The sequence below is a fragment of the Candidatus Accumulibacter meliphilus genome, from assembly GCF_036625345.1.
GTDB classification, from domain to species: domain Bacteria; phylum Pseudomonadota; class Gammaproteobacteria; order Burkholderiales; family Rhodocyclaceae; genus Accumulibacter; species Accumulibacter meliphilus.
The window spans coordinates 60,323-76,770 of the sequence record NZ_JAZKTZ010000013.1 but is presented as its reverse complement, the minus strand read 5'-3'; the positions used below and the strand labels follow the sequence as shown (position 1 = coordinate 76,770).

The window sequence follows — 16,448 nt, the reverse complement described above, 5'->3', positions numbered from 1 at the left end:
CTCCGTTCTAGGGCAATTTGTAGTACTCGATCTCACCAAGCGCGGAGTCGATCAGAGCCTTTTGTTGGGCATTATGCTTGCTGGCATAGCCAACTGCGGGGGAAGCGGCCGCCGGGCGGGAGACGAGCAGCAAATGCTGCTTGTCGTTGAGCTCGCGCGACAGATGCTGGCGTGAGGCGATCCAGTACCAGGGACCCTGATTGCGCGGCTCGTCCTGACACCAGACGATTTCTGTTGCCTTCGGATACTTGGCCACTTCTTCGTGGAAGGACGTCTCCGGGAAGGGATAGAGTTGCTCAAGGCGGGCAATCGCGACATGGGCAACTTTCTTCTCGTGCCGCGCGGCGACCAGATCGTAATAGATCTTGCCGGAACAGAAGATGACGCGGGTCACTTTCTTGGCGTTGATCGGCTCGACTTCGCCGATAACACGCTGAAACTCGCCGTCGCTCAACTCTTCGAGGCTCGATGTTGCGTCTTTGTGGCGTAGCAAGGACTTGGGCGAGAAGACGATCAGCGGCTTGCGCTGATTGCGCACGGCCTGACGACGCAGCAGGTGGAAAATCTGCGCTGGCGTCGTCGGCTGGCAAACTTCCATGTTCATCTCGGCAGACAACTGCATGAAGCGTTCGATGCGCGCCGAAGAATGCTCCGGGCCCTGCCCTTCATAACCGTGCGGCAGAAGGAGGACCAAGCCGCTGGCACGACCCCATTTGGCTTCACCGGCAGCAATAAACTGATCGATGACCACCTGCGCGCCGTTAACAAAGTCGCCGAATTGCGCTTCCCAGACCACCAGTTCGTGGGGGTTGGCAGTCGAGTAGCCGTACTCGAAGGCCAGAACGGCCTCCTCCGAGAGGACCGAGTCATAGCACTGGAAATTGGCCTGCTTTTCCTGGAGTTTAGCCAGGGGAACATAGGTGCCGTCGTCCCAATCTTCACGATTCTGGTCGTGCAGCATCGCGTGGCGATGGAAGAAAGTGCTGCGGCAAACGTCTTCACCCGAGACACGAATGCCGTAACTGGACACCAGCAAGGACGCGTAGGCGAGGTTTTCGGCCATCCCCCAGTCTACCGGCAGCTGCCCCTCGCCCATCGCACGACGGTCGTCGATGATTTTCTTGACCCGACTGTGCAGGGTAAAACCCTCGGGCAGAGTCGACAAGCGTTCGCACAGGCGCCGCAATTCCGTGATTGGCACCTTGGTATCGCAGGTTTCGATATAGCGCGGCGAAAGAAAAGGCGTCCAGTCGATGGTCATCGGATGCTTGTAGCCGGCGAGCACCGGGTTGTACAAGAGTTCGCCGCGGTCGAGGTGTGCGCGGTAATCGGCAATGATCTCGTCGGGGCCTTCGACCACCAGAACCCCTTCGTCAACCAGCTTGTCTGCGTACAGCTTGCGTGTCCCTGGATGCAGCCTGATCTTCTTGTACATCAAGGGTTGCGTGACCATTGGCTCGTCTTGCTCGTTATGCCCGAGCTTGCGGTAGCAGACGATGTCGACGACGACATCTTTCTTGAAGGTCCGACGATAGTCCATGGCGATACCGGTGACCAGCGCCACTGCTTCGGGGTCGTCGCCATTGACGTGGAAAATCGGCGCCTCGGCCATCTTGAAGATGTCGGTGCAGTACAGCGATGAACGGTAGTCGCGGGGGTCGGAGGTGGTAAAGCCGATCTGGTTATTGACCACGATGTGCACCGTACCACCGACTCCATAGCCCCGCGTTTGCGCGAAGTTGAGCATCTCCTGGTTCACGCCCTGGCCAGCCACGGCAGCGTCACCGTGAATGAGCACCGCCAGCACCTTGTCCTTGCCGTCCTCGCCGCGACGAAGCTGGCGTGAAAACACCGAGCCAGCGACCACCGGGTTAACGATTTCCAGATGCGAGGGATTGAACGACAGCGTCAGATGGCACGGTCCGCCGGGTGTCGAGACATCGGACGAGTAACCCATGTGATACTTGACGTCGCCAGCGGTCAGATCCTGCGCCTTCTTGCCCTCGAACTCGTCGAAGAGCATCGACGGCGCTTTACCCAGCGTGTTCACGAGAACGTTGAGGCGACCACGGTGGGCCATGCCGACGACGATTTCGTCAACGCCGCCGCTTCCCGCCACCCGGATCAGTTCGTCGAGCGACACAATCAGCGACTCGCCGCCTTCGAGCGAGAAACGCTTCTGACCGACGTAGCGTGTGTGCAGATAGCGTTCGAGCGTTTCGGCAGCCGTCAGGCGCTCGAGCATGCGCAGGCGCTGCTCGGAGGTATAGCTGGGTTTGGAGTGGATGCGCTCGAGGCGATCCTGCACCCAGCGCTTTTCGGCGAGCGTGCTGAGGTACATGTACTCGACACCGATAGAGCCGCAATAGGTGGCTTTCAGGGCATCGAGAATCTGCCCGAAGGTCGCATGCTCAGGCACGCCCTTGAACGAACCGACGGCGAACATGGTGTTGAGGTCGGCGTCGGAAAGCCCGTAGTAGGCCGGGTCAAGCTGTGGCAGCTCCGGACGGGGGGTGCGCTTGAGTGGGTCCAGGTTGGCCCAACGATCACCCGCAAAACGATAGGCAGTGATCATCTGCAGAATGCCGACCTGCTTCTTGTCATCGGCCGGCGCCACCGCTGCTGCGCGGTAGCCGCCTTTCTTCGCCTGCTCGGCAAAAGCGTTGATCACCGGCAAGTGCGGCACATCGCGCGCGACGTGACCGGGAAGCTGCGCCAGCTTGTCGAAATACTCGCGCCACTGCTCGGAGACGGAACCGGGATTATCGAGGTAGTTTTCGTACAACTCCTCGACGAAGGGCGCGTTGCCGCCAAAGAGGAGGGAGTTACCAAAAAGCTGATTCATCATGGCTTTACCTGTCGTCACGGTCCTGGTGTGGAGAGCGAAAACCTGTGGCCGAAAGCCACAGCATGAAAAAAGGGCGGCTACCGTCGCCGCCCCTCGGAGTCGATATCAGCTCTAGCGCTGGTCAGCCGGAATAACGTCGCGCCGTGCTGCCCCCACGTAGAGCTGACGGGGACGACCGATCTTGTACTCCGGATCGTTGATCATCTCTTCCCATTGCGTCATCCAGCCCACCGTACGTGCCAGGGCAAAAATACAGGTGAACATCGAGTTCGGGATACCGAGCGCCTTCTGGACGATACCTGAGTAGAAATCAACGTTCGGATAAAGTTTCTTCTCGATGAAGTAGTTGTCCTCGAGAGCGATCCTTTCGAGTTCCATCGCCAGCTTGAACAGGCGGTCATTTTCCAGCCCCAGCTCCTGCAGAACTTCGTTGCAAACATTCCTCATCAGGGTGGCGCGTGGATCGAAGTTCTTGTAGACGCGGTGCCCGAAGCCCATCAACTTGAAGGAGTCGTTCTTGTCCTTGGCCCGAGCGATGTACTCGGGAACGCGCGAGACGTCGTGAATTTCTTCGAGCATCTGCAGGCAGGCCTCGTTGGCACCACCGTGCGCCGGGCCCCACAGGCAGGCGATGCCCGCCGAGATACAGGCATAGGGGTTGGCGCCGGAAGAACCCGACAGACGCACGGTCGAGGTCGAGGCATTCTGTTCGTGATCGGCGTGCAGGGTGAAGATGGTATCCAGCGCACGCACCAGCACCGGGTTCGGCTGGTACTCCTCGCAGGGATTGCCGAACATCATGTGCATGAAGTTCGCCGTGTAATCGAGATCGTTACGCGGGTACATGAACGGCTCGCCGACGTGATACTTGTAAGCCATGGCGACGATGGTCGGCAGCTTGGCGACAATCCGGTTGAAACTGATGTTCTGGTGTTCGAGGTCGGAGAAATCCTCGGCCTCATGGTAGAAGGCAGACAGCGCGCCAACCACCCCGACCAGAATGGCCATCGGGTGAGCGTCACGACGGAAGCCCTGGTAGAACTTCACCAGTTGCTCGTGCACCATGGTGTGGTTCTTGATGTTCTTCTCGAAACCGGCTTTCTCGGCAGGTGTCGGCAACTCGCCATTCCACAGCAGATAGGCGACCTCAAGGAAGTTGCAGCTCTGGGCCAGTTGCTCGATTGGATAACCGCGATACAACAGCTCGCCCTTGTCACCGTCGATGAAGGTGATCTTTGACCGGCAGCTCGCCGTCGACAGGTAGCCGGAATCGTAGGTGAACAAGCCGGTCTTGGCGCCCAAGGTGCGGATGTCGATGCAATCATTGCCGTGGGTAGGCGTCATGATGGGAAACTCGACGGGGTCGCGCCCTTCGATGTTCACAATTGCTTTACGTTCGGTCGTCATGGTTTATCCCCGTTCAGGTATTGAAGGCACAGCATGGATCATAAAAGCGCCAGATTAGGGCAGCTTCCTTACTTAACTCTTACGTCGCGCAGCAAGGCAACGACTTCGGCCTGTACAGAGTCCGTACATTCGCGGCTACCGTTGATCAGCGGCCACAGTTCCAGGTCTTCCATATCCGCCAGAATGATAAAGGCATCCGCCTGCGCGGGACCAAGGGTCGGGAAAATGCGCTCGAGGAACTCCCCGAGCAGCAAATCCATTTCCAGCATCGCACGCCGGGTACAACGCCAGCGCAGACGGTTGATTCTCTCGCGTTCGTCCATCAAATTGCGCGACGAAGCATCATTTCCTTGATCTTGCCTATCGCCCGCGTCGGATTCAGATTCTTCGGACAGACATCGACACAGTTCATGATCGAGTGACAGCGGAACAGCCGATACGGATCCTCAAGGTCGTCCAGACGCTCGTTGGTGGCCTCGTCGCGGGTGTCGGCGATGAAGCGATAAGCGTTCAGCAGACCGGCAGGGCCGACGAACTTGTCCGGATTCCACCAGAAGGAAGGACAAGAGGTCGAACAGCAAGCGCACAGGATGCACTCGTAAAGACCGTTGAGTTCGTCGCGCTCCTCGGGCGACTGCAGCCGCTCGCGCTCCGGGCGCGGGCTGTCGTTGATCAGATAGGGCTTGACCGAGTGGTACTGTTTAAAAAACTGCGTCATATCGACGATCAGGTCGCGGATTACCGGCAGGCCGGGCAACGGCCGCAACACGACCGGCTGCTTGAGCTCCCGAATGTCGGTGAGACAGGCGAGGCCGTTCTTGCCGTTGATGTTCATCGCATCCGAGCCGCAAATACCCTCACGACACGAGCGGCGATAGGACAGGGTATCGTCCTTCCCTTTCAGGCGGGTGAGGATGTCGAGCAATTTGCGATCGATCTCGAAATCAACCTGAACCGAGATGTCCTGCATATAGGGCGCAGCGTCCCGGTCAGGATCGTAGCGGTAAATCTTGAACTCCATGGTACTGGTGGCCATAATCATTAACTCCGTGGCATACGATCAGTAGGAGCGCGTCTTCAGCGCGATGGTTTCGACAGTCAGCGGGGTCATGGTCACCGGCTTGTAGCTGAGACTGCTACCCTCGCGTTGCCAGAGCGTATGCTTGTGCCAGTTGGCGTCATCGCGCCCGTTCGGGTTTTCTGCCGTGTCGGGCGCGTCGTCCCGCACATGCGCACCGCGCGATTCCTTGCGCGCCTCTGCCGAAACCAGCGTCGCCTTGGCGACCTCAATCAGGTTGTCGAGCTCCAGCGCTTCGACGCGTGCCGTATTCCAGACCTGCGACTTGTCCTTGATCTCGGTCCTGGCGACCGCTTTCTCGATCTCGACGATCTTGGCGACCCCTTCGACCAGCATGTCCTTGAAACGGAAGACGCCGCAGTGCTTCTGCATCGTGCGCTGCAACTCGAGACGGGTTTCGTTGACGTCACTGCCGCCAGTCTGAGTATTGAGGCGATGCAGGCGCGCCAGGGTGCGTTCCGCGAAGTTTTCCGGCAAGTCCTGATGCGCGACCTTGCCCGAAGCCAGGTCCTCGATCACCGAATCGCCGGAAGACTTGCCGAAGACCAGCAGGTCGAGCAGCGAATTGGTTCCCAATCGATTGGCACCATGGACCGAGGCACAGGCCACCTCGCCAGCCGCGTAGAAGCCCTTGACCGGTACTCCGTCGGCGGCGACCACCTGTCCTTTGTAGTTGGTCGGAATACCACCCATCTGATAGTGGCAGGTCGGCACCACCGGAATCGGCGCCTGGATCGGGTCGATACCGGCGAACTGGATCGAAATCTCGCGAATGCCGGGCAAGCGCTTCATGATCGTTGCCGGGTCGAGGTGGGTAATATCGAGGAGCACGAAATCCTTGTTCGGCCCGCAACCACGGCCCTCGTTGATTTCGGTGACCATGGCCCGGGAAACCACGTCGCGCGACGCCAGATCTTTGGCGTTCGGCGCATAGCGCTCCATGAAACGCTCGTTGTCCGAGTTGCGCAGAATTCCGCCCTCACCGCGCACTCCTTCGGTAATCAGCACCCCGGCACCGGCAACGCCGGTCGGATGGAACTGCCAGAACTCCATGTCTTCAAGAGCAATGCCGGCCCGCGCCGCCATACCCAGACCGTCGCCGGTATTGATGAAGGCATTGGTCGAGGAATAGTAGATGCGACCGGCACCACCGGTCGCGAAAATCGTCGCCTTGGCGTGGAAAGCGACGACTTCGCCGGTTTCCATTTCCAGGGCGATGACCCCGAGCACTTGGCCCGACTCGTCACGAATCAGATCCAGCGCCATCCATTCGACGAAGAACTGGGTGTTGGCGCGCACGTTGCGCTGATAAAGCGCGTGCAGCATCGCATGCCCGGTGCGATCGGCCGCAGCGCACGCACGCCGCACCGGCTTCTCGCCGAAGTTCGACATATGCCCACCGAATGGGCGCTGATAGATCTTGCCTTCGTCGGTGCGGTCAAACGGCATGCCGAAGTGCTCGAGCTCGACGACCACCTCGGGCGCCATGCGACACATGTATTCGATCGCATCCTGGTCACCGAGCCAATCGGAGCCCTTGACCGTATCGTACATGTGCCAGTGCCAGTGATCCTCTTCGGAGTTGCCCAGCGAAGCGGAAACCCCGCCTTGCGCGGCGACGGTGTGTGAACGGGTCGGGAAGACTTTTGACAGCACGGCCGTCTTCAATCCACCCTCGGATAGCTGAATCGCTGCGCGCAGCCCAGAACCGCCTGCACCAACGATGACAGCATCGAACTTACGTACCGGTATGCTTGAATTGCTCACTTACGTTCTCCACAGAATCCGAATCGCCCAGCCGGCGTAACCGACCAGCACCGTCGCCGTCGCAACCATCAGCAGCAGGCGTATACCATCCGGCTTGATGTAATCCATCCAGATATCCCGAATGCCGATCCAGGCGTGGTAGAAAACGCTGACGAAGAAAAGGAAGGTTGCGAAGCGCATGAAGCCGCCGGCGAAGACGCCGCGCCAGCTTTCCAGCGAGTCGGGACCAACGGAACCGATGACCACCAGGAAGATCACCGTGTAAACCGCCATGACAATGGCCGTTGCGCGCTGAATAACCCAGTCCTTGAGGCCGTAATGAGCCCCGACAAGAATACGATTTACCATAGCACTTGCACTCCCACGATCAGCGTCAGGGCGATGCTGACGCCGAAGACAATCTTGCTCGAAAGAATCGCTTCCTTGAGGTCGACACCGATGTCCACGTCAAGCAGCAGATAGCGAATGCCGGCGCAGAAGTGGTGCATGTAGAACCAGATCAACCCGAGCAGGATGATCTTCACCAAGCCGTGGTCAACCACCGCCTTGAAGCTGGCAAAGGTCTCCGCCGAGGTCAGACTGCTCTCGAACAGCCATAAAAGAAGCGGCAGCAGCAGAAAGAGCGCAGCCCCGCTAATTCGGTGAATGATCGACAGAATACCTGGAAGCGGTAGCCTGATCGTCGGCAAGTCCAGATTCTTTGGACGCTTTTTCTTAATTGCCATCTCTGCCATGGACGTCATCCCTCATGTGTAGTACAGCGGCATGCGTGCCGCATGCGTTCCCCTTGAAAACCACGCCCGATTATAAACCATTCAGGCGCCCCTTACTTCGTCGCAACGGCGTTTACGGGCCTTCACCCCAGCTCATTGCGATAATGATGATTGCGTGTCGAGTAGAAGCCCCGCCGCCACTCGACCGGCTTCTGAGCATAGGAGAAAGTCACGCGCTCGACCAACAGCAGCGGGCTCCCATCAGCAACTTTCAGGAGCTCGGCGCTGACGCGGTCAGCCGCTACGGCGCGCAGGCGCTCGTCCGCACGAACCATGCAAACACCATAGCGACTTTCGAACAGGCCGTAGAGCGACTCGCCCGCGCGCACGACTTCCAGCGTCAGGTCGGGGAACAACTCACTCGAAAGATAGATTTCGTCGAAAACCACCGGCTCATCGCCCAGTTTCAGGAGACGGCGCAGAATGGTGATCGGCGCTCCCGGCTCGAGGGCCAGCGTGCGCGCCACGTCAGGGCCGGCCTTGGCGCGCCAGCATTCGAGCGGAATGCTCTGCGAGACCCGCGGCAAGCCGTCATTGGCAACCACGCGCAGAAAACGGAAGGCGGAGCCGGGATCCTTGTGCGTCGCAACGAAAGTGCCCTTGCCTTGCTGACGGACCAGGAGGTTCTCGGCAGCCATTTCGTCGATTGCCTTGCGAACCGTTCCCTGACTGACGCCAAAGCGGCCGGCGAGCTCCGACTCACTGGGAATCGCGTCGCCCGGGCCCCATTCCCCGGACTCCAGATTGCCCATGATCAACTGCTTGATCTGCCGGTAGAGCGGGCTGAAGGTCGGAGCGTGCATTGACGAGGCGCGGTTCATGGAAAGCTATTTCAGCACAATTTTGCTCGTCCGTCCATCCCGTTCTTGTTACTGATATCATATATAAGACATAAGATAGATCCCATTGATTTGACAGTGCACACCTCCGGGTCTTATGATTACTCCGATTCGGCGCCCCGCGCAGCGAACGGGCATGCGGGCATCGTCGATCGCTTTTTGATCCCTCGTTTTGCTTGCTTGCCTGTTTACTCTCGTTCAATTCTTCTCGCTCACCATTAACGACAGGAGCCGTATCATGTCCAAAGCCCCCATGCGCGTCGCGGTCACCGGCGCAGCCGGCCAAATCGGTTACAGCCTGCTTTTCCGGATCGCTTCCGGCGAAATGCTCGGCAAGGATCAGCCAGTCATTCTTCAACTACTCGACCTGCCGCAAGCTCAGAAAGCCTGCCAGGGGGTGATCATGGAACTCGAAGACTGTGCCTTCCCGATGCTCGCCGGAATGTTCGCCAGCGACGATCCCAACGTCGCCTTCAAGGATGCCGACGTCTGCCTGCTGGTTGGCGCCCGTCCGCGCGGCCCGGGCATGGAACGTGCCGACCTGTTGACCGCCAATGGCGCCATCTTCACCGTTCAGGGCAAGGCAATTGCCGAAAACGCCAAGGAAGACGTCCGCGTTCTGGTCGTCGGCAACCCCTGCAATACCAACGCCCTGATCGCCGGCTCCGCAGCGAAGAAAGTCGGTCGCACCAACCCTGCCAACTACCATGGCATGCTGCGCCTGGATCACAACCGCGCCCTCTCGCAACTCGCCGCAAAAACCGACCGGCCAGTGGCCAGCTTCAAGCAGCTCACCGTCTGGGGCAACCATTCGCCGACGATGTACGCCGATTACCGCAACTGCACGTCCAATGGCGACAACGTCAAGGACCTGATCAACGATCCGGTCTGGAACAACGACGTCTTCCTGCCCACGGTCGGCAAGCGCGGCGCCGCGATCATCGACGCCCGCGGCCTGTCCTCGGCAGCTTCGGCGGCCAACGCAGCGATCGACCACATGCGCGACTGGGTACTCGGTTCCGACGAATGGGTGACCATGGGCGTCCCGTCCGACGGCTCGTACGACATCCCGGCGGGTATCGTTTTTGGTTTCCCGTGCGAGTGCAAGGGCGGCTCCTTCAAGATCATCCAGGGCCTCGAGATCGACGGCTACTCGCGCGAGAAGATCAACAAGACGCTCAAGGAACTGACCGACGAAGCCGAGGCCGTAAAAGACATGCTCTGAGCAGGCTCTACTGTTGACGAGGAACCGCGGCCTGGCCGCGGTTTTTTTTCGCCGGTCAGCTTGCCGGCCACCTTGCTACGCAGCGCGGTAGAATGTAGCTCTCCGACGAACCAGACGCTATCGACAAGCCCATGCGCCATCCCAGCCAAGTCCTCTTTGCAGGCGAAAAGCCCTTTCCGATGATCCCCGCCGTCGACCACTACGCGGGTTCCGAAAAGCTGATCAACAAGGCCTTGCTGTTGCAGAACGAGCTGGGCCCGATTTTCGACATCACCTGCGACTGTGAGGACGGCGCACCAGCAGGCGCCGATCGCGAGCATGCGACGATGGTCGCCGAATTGATCATGAGCGCTGCCAATCGGCATGGACGGGTGGGTGTGCGCATCCACGACATCGCCCACCACGGCTGGCAGCAAGACATCGAGATCATCGTCGCCCACGCCGGCCAGCGCCTGGCCTTCGTGACGCTGCCCAAAGTCAGTTGCGGCGAGGACGTGCGCATACAACTCGACGCTTTGCGGCGCGCGGCGGCAGCCGCCGGCATCGAGCGCCAGATCCCGGCACATGTACTGATCGAAACCTATGGCGCCCTGCGTGATGTCTGGGAAATCGCCGCGCTTCCGGAAGTCGAATCACTCGATTTCGGGCTGATGGATTTTGTCAGCGGCCACCACGGCGCCATCCCGGCGTCGGCCATGCGCAGCCCCGGGCAGTTCGCGCACCCGCTGATCGTCCGCGCCAAGTGTGAAATCTCGGCCGCTGCGCTGGCCAACGGCGCCGTCCCCTCGCACAACGTGACCACCGAACTGCGCGATCTCGACTTCATCCGTAACGATGCTCGCCGCGCGCGCAACGAATTCGGCTATCTGCGCATGTGGAGCATTCATCCCAACCAGATCCGACCGATCGTCGAGATGATGCGCCCCGACTTTTCGGAGGTTGAAAGCGCAGCCGAAATCCTGATCGCCGCACAAGATGGCGATTGGGGACCGATCCAGCACCAGGGCCTGCTGCACGACCGCGCTTCCTACCGCTACTACTGGGAGCTTCTCGCACGTGCCCAGGCCACCGGCATGACGCTGCCGGGTGAAGCACAACGCCGCTTCTTCGCCTGAAAAAGCACATGGACCTGTCGGCGCTGACGGCCAAAGTCCTGGCGTTTCGCGACCAAAGGAACTGGGCGCAGTTCCACAGCCTGCGCAACCTGATCGTTTCGCTGAATCTTGAAGCCAGCGAACTGCTCGAGCTGACGCAATGGAAGAGCGACGCCGACATGGCGGCCCTGGCCGCCAGCGCTGAAGCGCAGGAAGCGCTGCGTGACGAATGCGCCGACGTGCTGATTTATCTGCTGCTGATCGCCGAACACGCCGGCATTGACCTGGAAGCCGCCGCGCACGCCAAACTGGTCAAAAACGCAGCGAAATATCCGGTCGAAACCAGCTACGGATCGAGCCGCAAGTATCTGGCCAAGGCGGCCAACAAAGGCTGATCGCCTGGCGCTGGCAGTAACCCGGGATCATGCACTGCCCTTTCATGCACTGCCCTATTTCGCCGGGCATTCACATTCACGATGCCTGACTCTCGAGCGTAAAGCCCGCCCCCGCATCCAGCCCGAGCACCCTGACCAGCCACGGCATCGCCTCCTCCAGACTGGCCTGCAAAGTCCACGGCGGATTGATCACGAAGACGCCGCTGCCATGCATCCCGAAACCGTCCGCCGCCGGTGTCCTGACGCGCAGCGTGACGTGCAGCCAGTTGCTCGCCGGCAGACGTTTCAGACGTCCCGGCAGATCGTGCGCCTCGAGCCGGGTCAGCTGCGGGTACCACAGCTGGTAGGTGCCTCCCGGGAAACGCTGCAACGAATCCTTGAGCGCCTGCACGACGCGCTCGTAATCGTGCTTTTCTTCGTACGCCGGGTCGATCAGCACCAGCGCGCGCCGCGGTGGTGGCGGCAACACGGCTTTCAGGCCGGCGAAGCCGTCGCTGTGCTCGACGATCACCCGCGTTCCCTCGGCCTCGAAGCGCTTGCGCAGGTGCAGAACATCACGACTGTGCAGCTCGAAAAGCCGCAAGCGGTCCTGCGCACGCAGCGTTGCCAACGCCAGCTCAGGCGAACCCGGGTAGACTTTCAGAGCGCCGCCGGGGTTGATCGCACGCAGCAGATCCAGATACTCGGCGAGAGCCGGCGGCAAATCCTGGCGCCCCCATAGCCGAGCGATCCCTTCACGGTACTCGTGAAGCTTGGACGCCTGCGCTGAATCCAGGGCATAGGAACCCGCCCCGGCGTGGCTATCCACGTACCAGAAGGCCTTGTCCTTGCGGCCAAGGTAGCGCGCCAGCTGCACCAGTATCAGATGCTTGAGAACGTCGGCGTGGTTGCCGGCATGAAAGGCGTGACGATAGCTGAGCATCGACTAATGCCCTTTCGTGCGAGCGCGCGGAAACGCGGGGGTCAATGGCCAGCGCCCTACTCGGGAGCCAGGATCTTGCCGTCGGTGCTGAACTGATAGTCGCGGAAGATGTGCTCGGCGCTGAGCAGTTGGTAGCTGCCGTCAGGCAAGCGACGGGAGGTATCCTTGAGGCGATAGGTGTAATGGCCGCAGGTCCAGCAATCGAAGTTGCGCATTTGCGTACAGAGACAGGTCTTGTCCCGGACCGATATCCGCTTGACCCCGGGATTCGCTTCCACTTCGCGATTGTAAGCGTTGATGTACGAGCAATTGCCGGTGCTGTCGAGCAGGTAGCCGTAAGCTTCGCAGTTGGGTCGAATACCGTCGCCGATCGCCGGGCTGTTGCTCAGCATGCGCATCGGATAGCCGGTCGGTGAAATCTGGTTGACTTCGATCCCATCTTCGCTGGCTTCAAAATAACGTTGCTTGACGTCCTCCGGAAGGCCGCATTCCCGGGACACGGTAAAGCGCGTCGCCACCTGCACAGCGGCCGCTCCCTGCTCGAGAAAGGAGACCGCATCGCTGCCGGTGAAGATGCCGCCGGCCGGAATCAGCGGAATATCCAGCTGCTCGGCCTGCAGATAGCGATGAATCTCGGCGAAGATGGTCGCCAGATCATAGTCTGCCCAATCCATGCCGAATCCCAGGTGACCCCCCGCCAGCGGCCCTTCGACCACCACATAGTCGGGCAGGCGCTTGCAGCGTGCCGTCTTGCGCAGAAAAAGCTGCAGCGCGCGCAAGGACGAGACGATGATGCCCAGCTTGGCGTCGCGGAAACGCGGATGATCCTCGATCAGCGCGAATGAGCCGAGATGCAGCCCGGCGGCCAGCGTGATGCCGTCGGCGCCGGCATCCAGCGCGCCCTGCATGCGTACGCGCAGCGTTTCCCGCGGCGAGTTCATGGTCAGCTTTTCCATGCAGTTGACGAAGATCAGGCCGTCGCCTTGCTTCGCCTCCATGGTCCTGCCAACGTGCATGCGGGTCGCCTCGGCGAGCTGCTCGAGATCGAAGCGGACGACCGACTTGTCGGAATTGGCGACGTTGAATTTGTACTGCTTGAGTTTGTCCTTGACGAACTTGGCGTTGAAGCGCCGATCGGCAACGGTATTCACCATCGCATCGGAAATATGCCCGACCCCACCCAGTCGCGCGGCTTCAAGCGCCAGTTCGGCCGTCGAAATATCGACCCCCATGCCGCCGATCATGATCGGCACCAGTTCCTTGCTGCCAAACTTCAGACGGTAATCATCAACGCACTTCATGCATGTCCTTCCCAACTCGGCCAAGCGCCTTCGGCCTGCCCGACAGGTGATCACGGCAACTTCCACGAGCTCGCCATTATCACTCATCCAGGGCCTCGATGGCTTGCCGGATGCAAGGAAATCGCAATCCGCGAGCACCCAGCGCAGGGCAACGGGCGCCAGCCTCAGGCGCCAGGACGAAGCCAAGCACGCAGGCGTGTATCATGCCCACTCCCGGAGACGCCAAGCGGAGCCTCGCCATGCCCGACTGCAGCAGCCACGATCAAGCACTCCCCGCCGCCACAGACATCGGCATCGCGCGCCAGGGCAGGTTCGACGCGGCCGCTTTCGAGCGCGCCATCGCCGACCTGCTCAGCGCCTGCGGCCTGGCCGCCGCTGGCCCGCACATGGGCAAAACCCCGCAGCGCGTGCGCGAACTCTGGCAGCGCCGCCTGCTCGGCGGCTACGACCTCGACCCCGCCGCAGCGCTCGGCGAAGGCTTTGCCGATCCGCGCGGCGACATGGTCGTGCTGCGCGGGATCGCCGTGCATGGCGTCTGTCCGCACCACCTGGTCCCTTTCCGTGGCCTCGCCCACGTCGCCTACCTACCCGGCGGCCGGCTGCACGGCTTTGGCCGCATTGCCCGCCTGGTCGACGCCATCGGCCACCGCTTCACCTATCAGGAATGGATGACCCGCGACATCGCCGAAGCCCTGATGCGGCACGGCAAGGCACGCGGCGCAGCCTGCGTCGTCGAGGCCGAACAGCTGTGCCTGCTACTCGGCGAAGATCGGCGCGGCGACGAACGAGTGATCACCCAGGCCTTCAGCGGCGAGTTCGAACACTCCGAACAGGCGCGCAACGAATTCCTGCGCGCCATCGCCGGCGGCCGCCGCGAGTAAGGAAACGCCGAGGCCAGTGCAGCTGAGCTTGGGTAGCGGCAAGCACCTTCTGAACAAAGGCCGTCGGCAATAGCCGGTTGCAGTGCCGCAACGTCAATTGTGGCCTGAGCGTCCGCTGTACGACGTAGACGAGCTCGACGCTCAGTCGGCTCCAGTGTCCCTCGTCGGCCGAAGCGGTCATTGGGGGCATGTCCCTTGAGCACCGGCTGTACTGCGTTGAGCGGCCATCGGCCAATTCGGGGCTCTATGTCGTTTCGTGTGGAACAGGCGCCGGCAGCTCTCGGCCAGCATGCGCATACGTCAACCGTGAGAAGCGGCGTCGTGGGCGTTGAGGGCACTGCCAAGGGCGTAGCCCGGCGAAGCGAACCCTTTACTGCGGCCGAAACGCTACTAATACGCTCAAGGGCTTGGGGCTGGTTGCGGATTTTCGCGGCCACCACCCCAGCCCGTCCGGCGGAGAGGACTTCCCCGCCCTCGGGGGCGGGGCTAGGGGTGGTGGCGCCCGCAGGGCTCGGCAGGAGTATCCGCCTCACCGGGGTCGGTTCCACACGAAACGACCTATTGCGACACGGAGTCGCTGATTAAAACTGTTCCCGCTTCAATAGGAGGGAACCACCCGTGTCATCGGATGAATCTAGACGCCTGAATCAAGAAGCGGCGTTGACAACGTAACGAAGCACGACAACGTGCATGGTACCAATCGTGAGATGCGTGCCCTTCTGGCAGCCACAAGCCGGATGAGTGCTAGATAATTGGTATGGTGAAAGCATTTGAATCTGCGATAAAGGTCGTGAATCCTAACCAGCGGAAGTCTGCGCTTTCGTGACCCATATGCTCGCGGCCACTAGCAGGCACCTAGCCCGATATGCTTTGCCAGGGAAACGTGGAAACCCCGTATCGCTCCCTTCGGGGACAACAGGCTGCAAAGTCTGCCCATGGCGGTGCGGGTGTAGGATGTCGGAAAAATCGAATGCCGTTCTGTAATCGAACGGATACGGGTTTTGAGGTTTCCTGGCGCGAAAGCGAGCCCACGTCCGATTGGTGGCACGTCGCGAGAAAGCTCGGAGAACCGTTAGTGTGGGAGAAAGCAAATGAACGCTGCACCACTGGTGTTACGTCCGCCGCTCTCCAGTAACTGACGGCGTCGCCTATCCCATGAACGGCGAGAGCGAAGGAAGGCGTGCTGCCTGAACGAGGCTGGGACGACGTGAACGAAAGATGGGCCGGGACACCTCTGTTATCGTGGGAAGTTATCAAGACAACCGAGATAGAAGAGAGCCCAGCCCATGCAGCGAATTGTAGCCGGCATCGACACGATCGAGCAGCATCTTGAGGCCGTCAGGCAAGCCCCCGAAGTGTATCGGCCGCCGTGCTGCCCGCATTGCGGGCTCAAGATCCTTTGGCCACACGGGCACTATGAGCGCAAGGCCGACCGACGAGCCGGGCAGGTTTCCCTCAACCCGATACCGATCTGCCGCTACCGTTGCTCTGGTTGTCGGCGCACCTGTTCACGTCTGCCGGCGTGCATCGCACCGCGCCGCTGGTATGACTGGTCGGTGCAGCAAGCCCACCTCGAACGGCAGTTGAGCGAACGCTCCGATCGGCGCCGTGCACTCGGCAGCCTGCCGGACCGGCGTACCGCCGGTCGCTGGTGGGACTGGCTACAGAAGAGCAGCCTGCTGTTCGAGTTTCACCTGCGCGCCCGCTGTGCCGAACTCGGGCGGGCCGCCGACTTCGGCGCTTTCTGGCGTCGGGTATTCGAATCCATGGGCCTGGTGCAAGCCATGACCCTCCTTGATCAAGAGCTGAACATCCCGTGATGTCCTGATCCTGAACGAGCGGCGGACAGGGCAGACCCCGCCCGGGCGGGGTCCCCACACAGTTTGCTCCTGTCATTATCCGGGTCCTTCTGGTTTGA

Annotated in this window: 15 protein-coding genes; 5 read left to right on the top strand and 10 right to left on the bottom strand. The window is 60.7% G+C overall.

Annotated features, from left to right (window positions below; genetic code table 11):
* Positions 1 to 7: 7 nt before the first annotated feature.
* The 8 genes from V5B40_RS21400 to V5B40_RS21365 all read right to left on the bottom strand — a co-directional run bounded on the left by V5B40_RS21400 (position 8) and on the right by V5B40_RS21365 (position 8,694).
* The gene (locus V5B40_RS21400) at positions 8 to 2,848 is read right to left on the bottom strand and encodes a 2-oxoglutarate dehydrogenase E1 component (RefSeq protein ID WP_332356457.1); all 2,841 of its coding nucleotides are present in this window, start codon (positions 2,846 to 2,848) and stop codon (positions 8 to 10) included.
* A 111-nt stretch (positions 2,849 to 2,959) separates the two neighbouring features.
* Positions 2,960 to 4,255 carry a citrate synthase gene (gene gltA / locus V5B40_RS21395; protein ID WP_332356456.1) on the bottom strand — a complete coding sequence of 432 codons (1,296 nt, stop codon included), beginning with the start codon at positions 4,253 to 4,255 and terminating at the stop codon, positions 2,960 to 2,962.
* A 68-nt stretch (positions 4,256 to 4,323) separates the two neighbouring features.
* Positions 4,324 to 4,578, bottom strand: a complete 255-nt coding sequence (locus tag V5B40_RS21390) for a succinate dehydrogenase assembly factor 2 (RefSeq protein ID WP_332356455.1) — start codon at positions 4,576 to 4,578, stop codon at positions 4,324 to 4,326.
* Positions 4,578 to 5,291 (bottom strand): succinate dehydrogenase iron-sulfur subunit, encoded by a 714-nt coding sequence (locus V5B40_RS21385; protein WP_332356454.1) that lies wholly within the window; start codon positions 5,289 to 5,291, stop codon positions 4,578 to 4,580. The genes V5B40_RS21390 and V5B40_RS21385 overlap by 1 nt, the downstream gene beginning before the upstream one ends.
* Positions 5,292 to 5,315: 24 nt before the next feature.
* Entirely contained in the window at positions 5,316 to 7,100 is a 1,785-nt protein-coding gene (gene sdhA / locus V5B40_RS21380) for a succinate dehydrogenase flavoprotein subunit (protein WP_332356453.1), read from the bottom strand.
* Positions 7,101 to 7,448: a succinate dehydrogenase, hydrophobic membrane anchor protein gene (gene sdhD, locus V5B40_RS21375; RefSeq protein WP_332356452.1), complete on the bottom strand. Its 348-nt coding sequence runs from the start codon at positions 7,446 to 7,448 to the stop codon at positions 7,101 to 7,103. It abuts the gene before it with no gap.
* Positions 7,442 to 7,834 (bottom strand): succinate dehydrogenase, cytochrome b556 subunit, encoded by a 393-nt coding sequence (gene sdhC, locus V5B40_RS21370; RefSeq protein ID WP_332356451.1) that lies wholly within the window; start codon positions 7,832 to 7,834, stop codon positions 7,442 to 7,444. Before sdhC ends, sdhD begins: the two co-directional genes overlap by 7 nt.
* 122 nt (positions 7,835 to 7,956) lie before the next feature.
* Positions 7,957 to 8,694, bottom strand: a complete 738-nt coding sequence (locus V5B40_RS21365) for a GntR family transcriptional regulator (RefSeq protein ID WP_332356450.1) — start codon at positions 8,692 to 8,694, stop codon at positions 7,957 to 7,959.
* A gap of 256 nt (positions 8,695 to 8,950) precedes the next feature.
* Between V5B40_RS21365 and V5B40_RS21360 the strand changes: the two genes are divergently transcribed.
* From V5B40_RS21360 to V5B40_RS21350, 3 genes are all read left to right on the top strand, one after another.
* Positions 8,951 to 9,937, top strand: coding sequence for a malate dehydrogenase (locus V5B40_RS21360; RefSeq protein ID WP_332356449.1), 987 nt, complete (start codon positions 8,951 to 8,953; stop codon positions 9,935 to 9,937).
* Between the two features lie 131 nt (positions 9,938 to 10,068).
* Positions 10,069 to 11,052, top strand: a complete 984-nt coding sequence (locus V5B40_RS21355) for an HpcH/HpaI aldolase/citrate lyase family protein (RefSeq protein WP_332356448.1) — start codon at positions 10,069 to 10,071, stop codon at positions 11,050 to 11,052.
* Positions 11,053 to 11,060: 8 nt separating this feature from the next.
* A complete protein-coding gene (locus V5B40_RS21350; RefSeq protein ID WP_332356447.1) occupies positions 11,061 to 11,426 on the top strand; it encodes a nucleotide pyrophosphohydrolase in 366 nt (121 codons plus the stop codon).
* A gap of 76 nt (positions 11,427 to 11,502) precedes the next feature.
* Here the strand turns inward: V5B40_RS21350 and V5B40_RS21345 are convergent, their stop codons facing one another.
* Together V5B40_RS21345 and V5B40_RS21340 are read right to left on the bottom strand one after the other, a co-directional pair.
* Positions 11,503 to 12,348 (bottom strand): 23S rRNA (adenine(2030)-N(6))-methyltransferase RlmJ, encoded by an 846-nt coding sequence (locus tag V5B40_RS21345; protein WP_332356446.1) that lies wholly within the window; start codon positions 12,346 to 12,348, stop codon positions 11,503 to 11,505.
* A gap of 56 nt (positions 12,349 to 12,404) precedes the next feature.
* Positions 12,405 to 13,649: a nitronate monooxygenase gene (locus tag V5B40_RS21340; RefSeq protein ID WP_332356445.1), complete on the bottom strand. Its 1,245-nt coding sequence runs from the start codon at positions 13,647 to 13,649 to the stop codon at positions 12,405 to 12,407.
* A gap of 239 nt (positions 13,650 to 13,888) precedes the next feature.
* Here V5B40_RS21340 and folE point away from each other — a divergent pair, with 239 nt between their 5' ends.
* Complete coding sequence (folE, locus tag V5B40_RS21335; protein WP_332356514.1) at positions 13,889 to 14,530, top strand: GTP cyclohydrolase I FolE; 642 nt, start codon at positions 13,889 to 13,891, stop codon at positions 14,528 to 14,530.
* A 1,286-nt stretch (positions 14,531 to 15,816) separates the two neighbouring features.
* Entirely contained in the window at positions 15,817 to 16,350 is a 534-nt protein-coding gene (locus V5B40_RS21330) for a DUF6431 domain-containing protein (RefSeq protein WP_332353731.1), read from the top strand.
* The last annotated feature ends 98 nt before the right edge of the window (positions 16,351 to 16,448 follow it).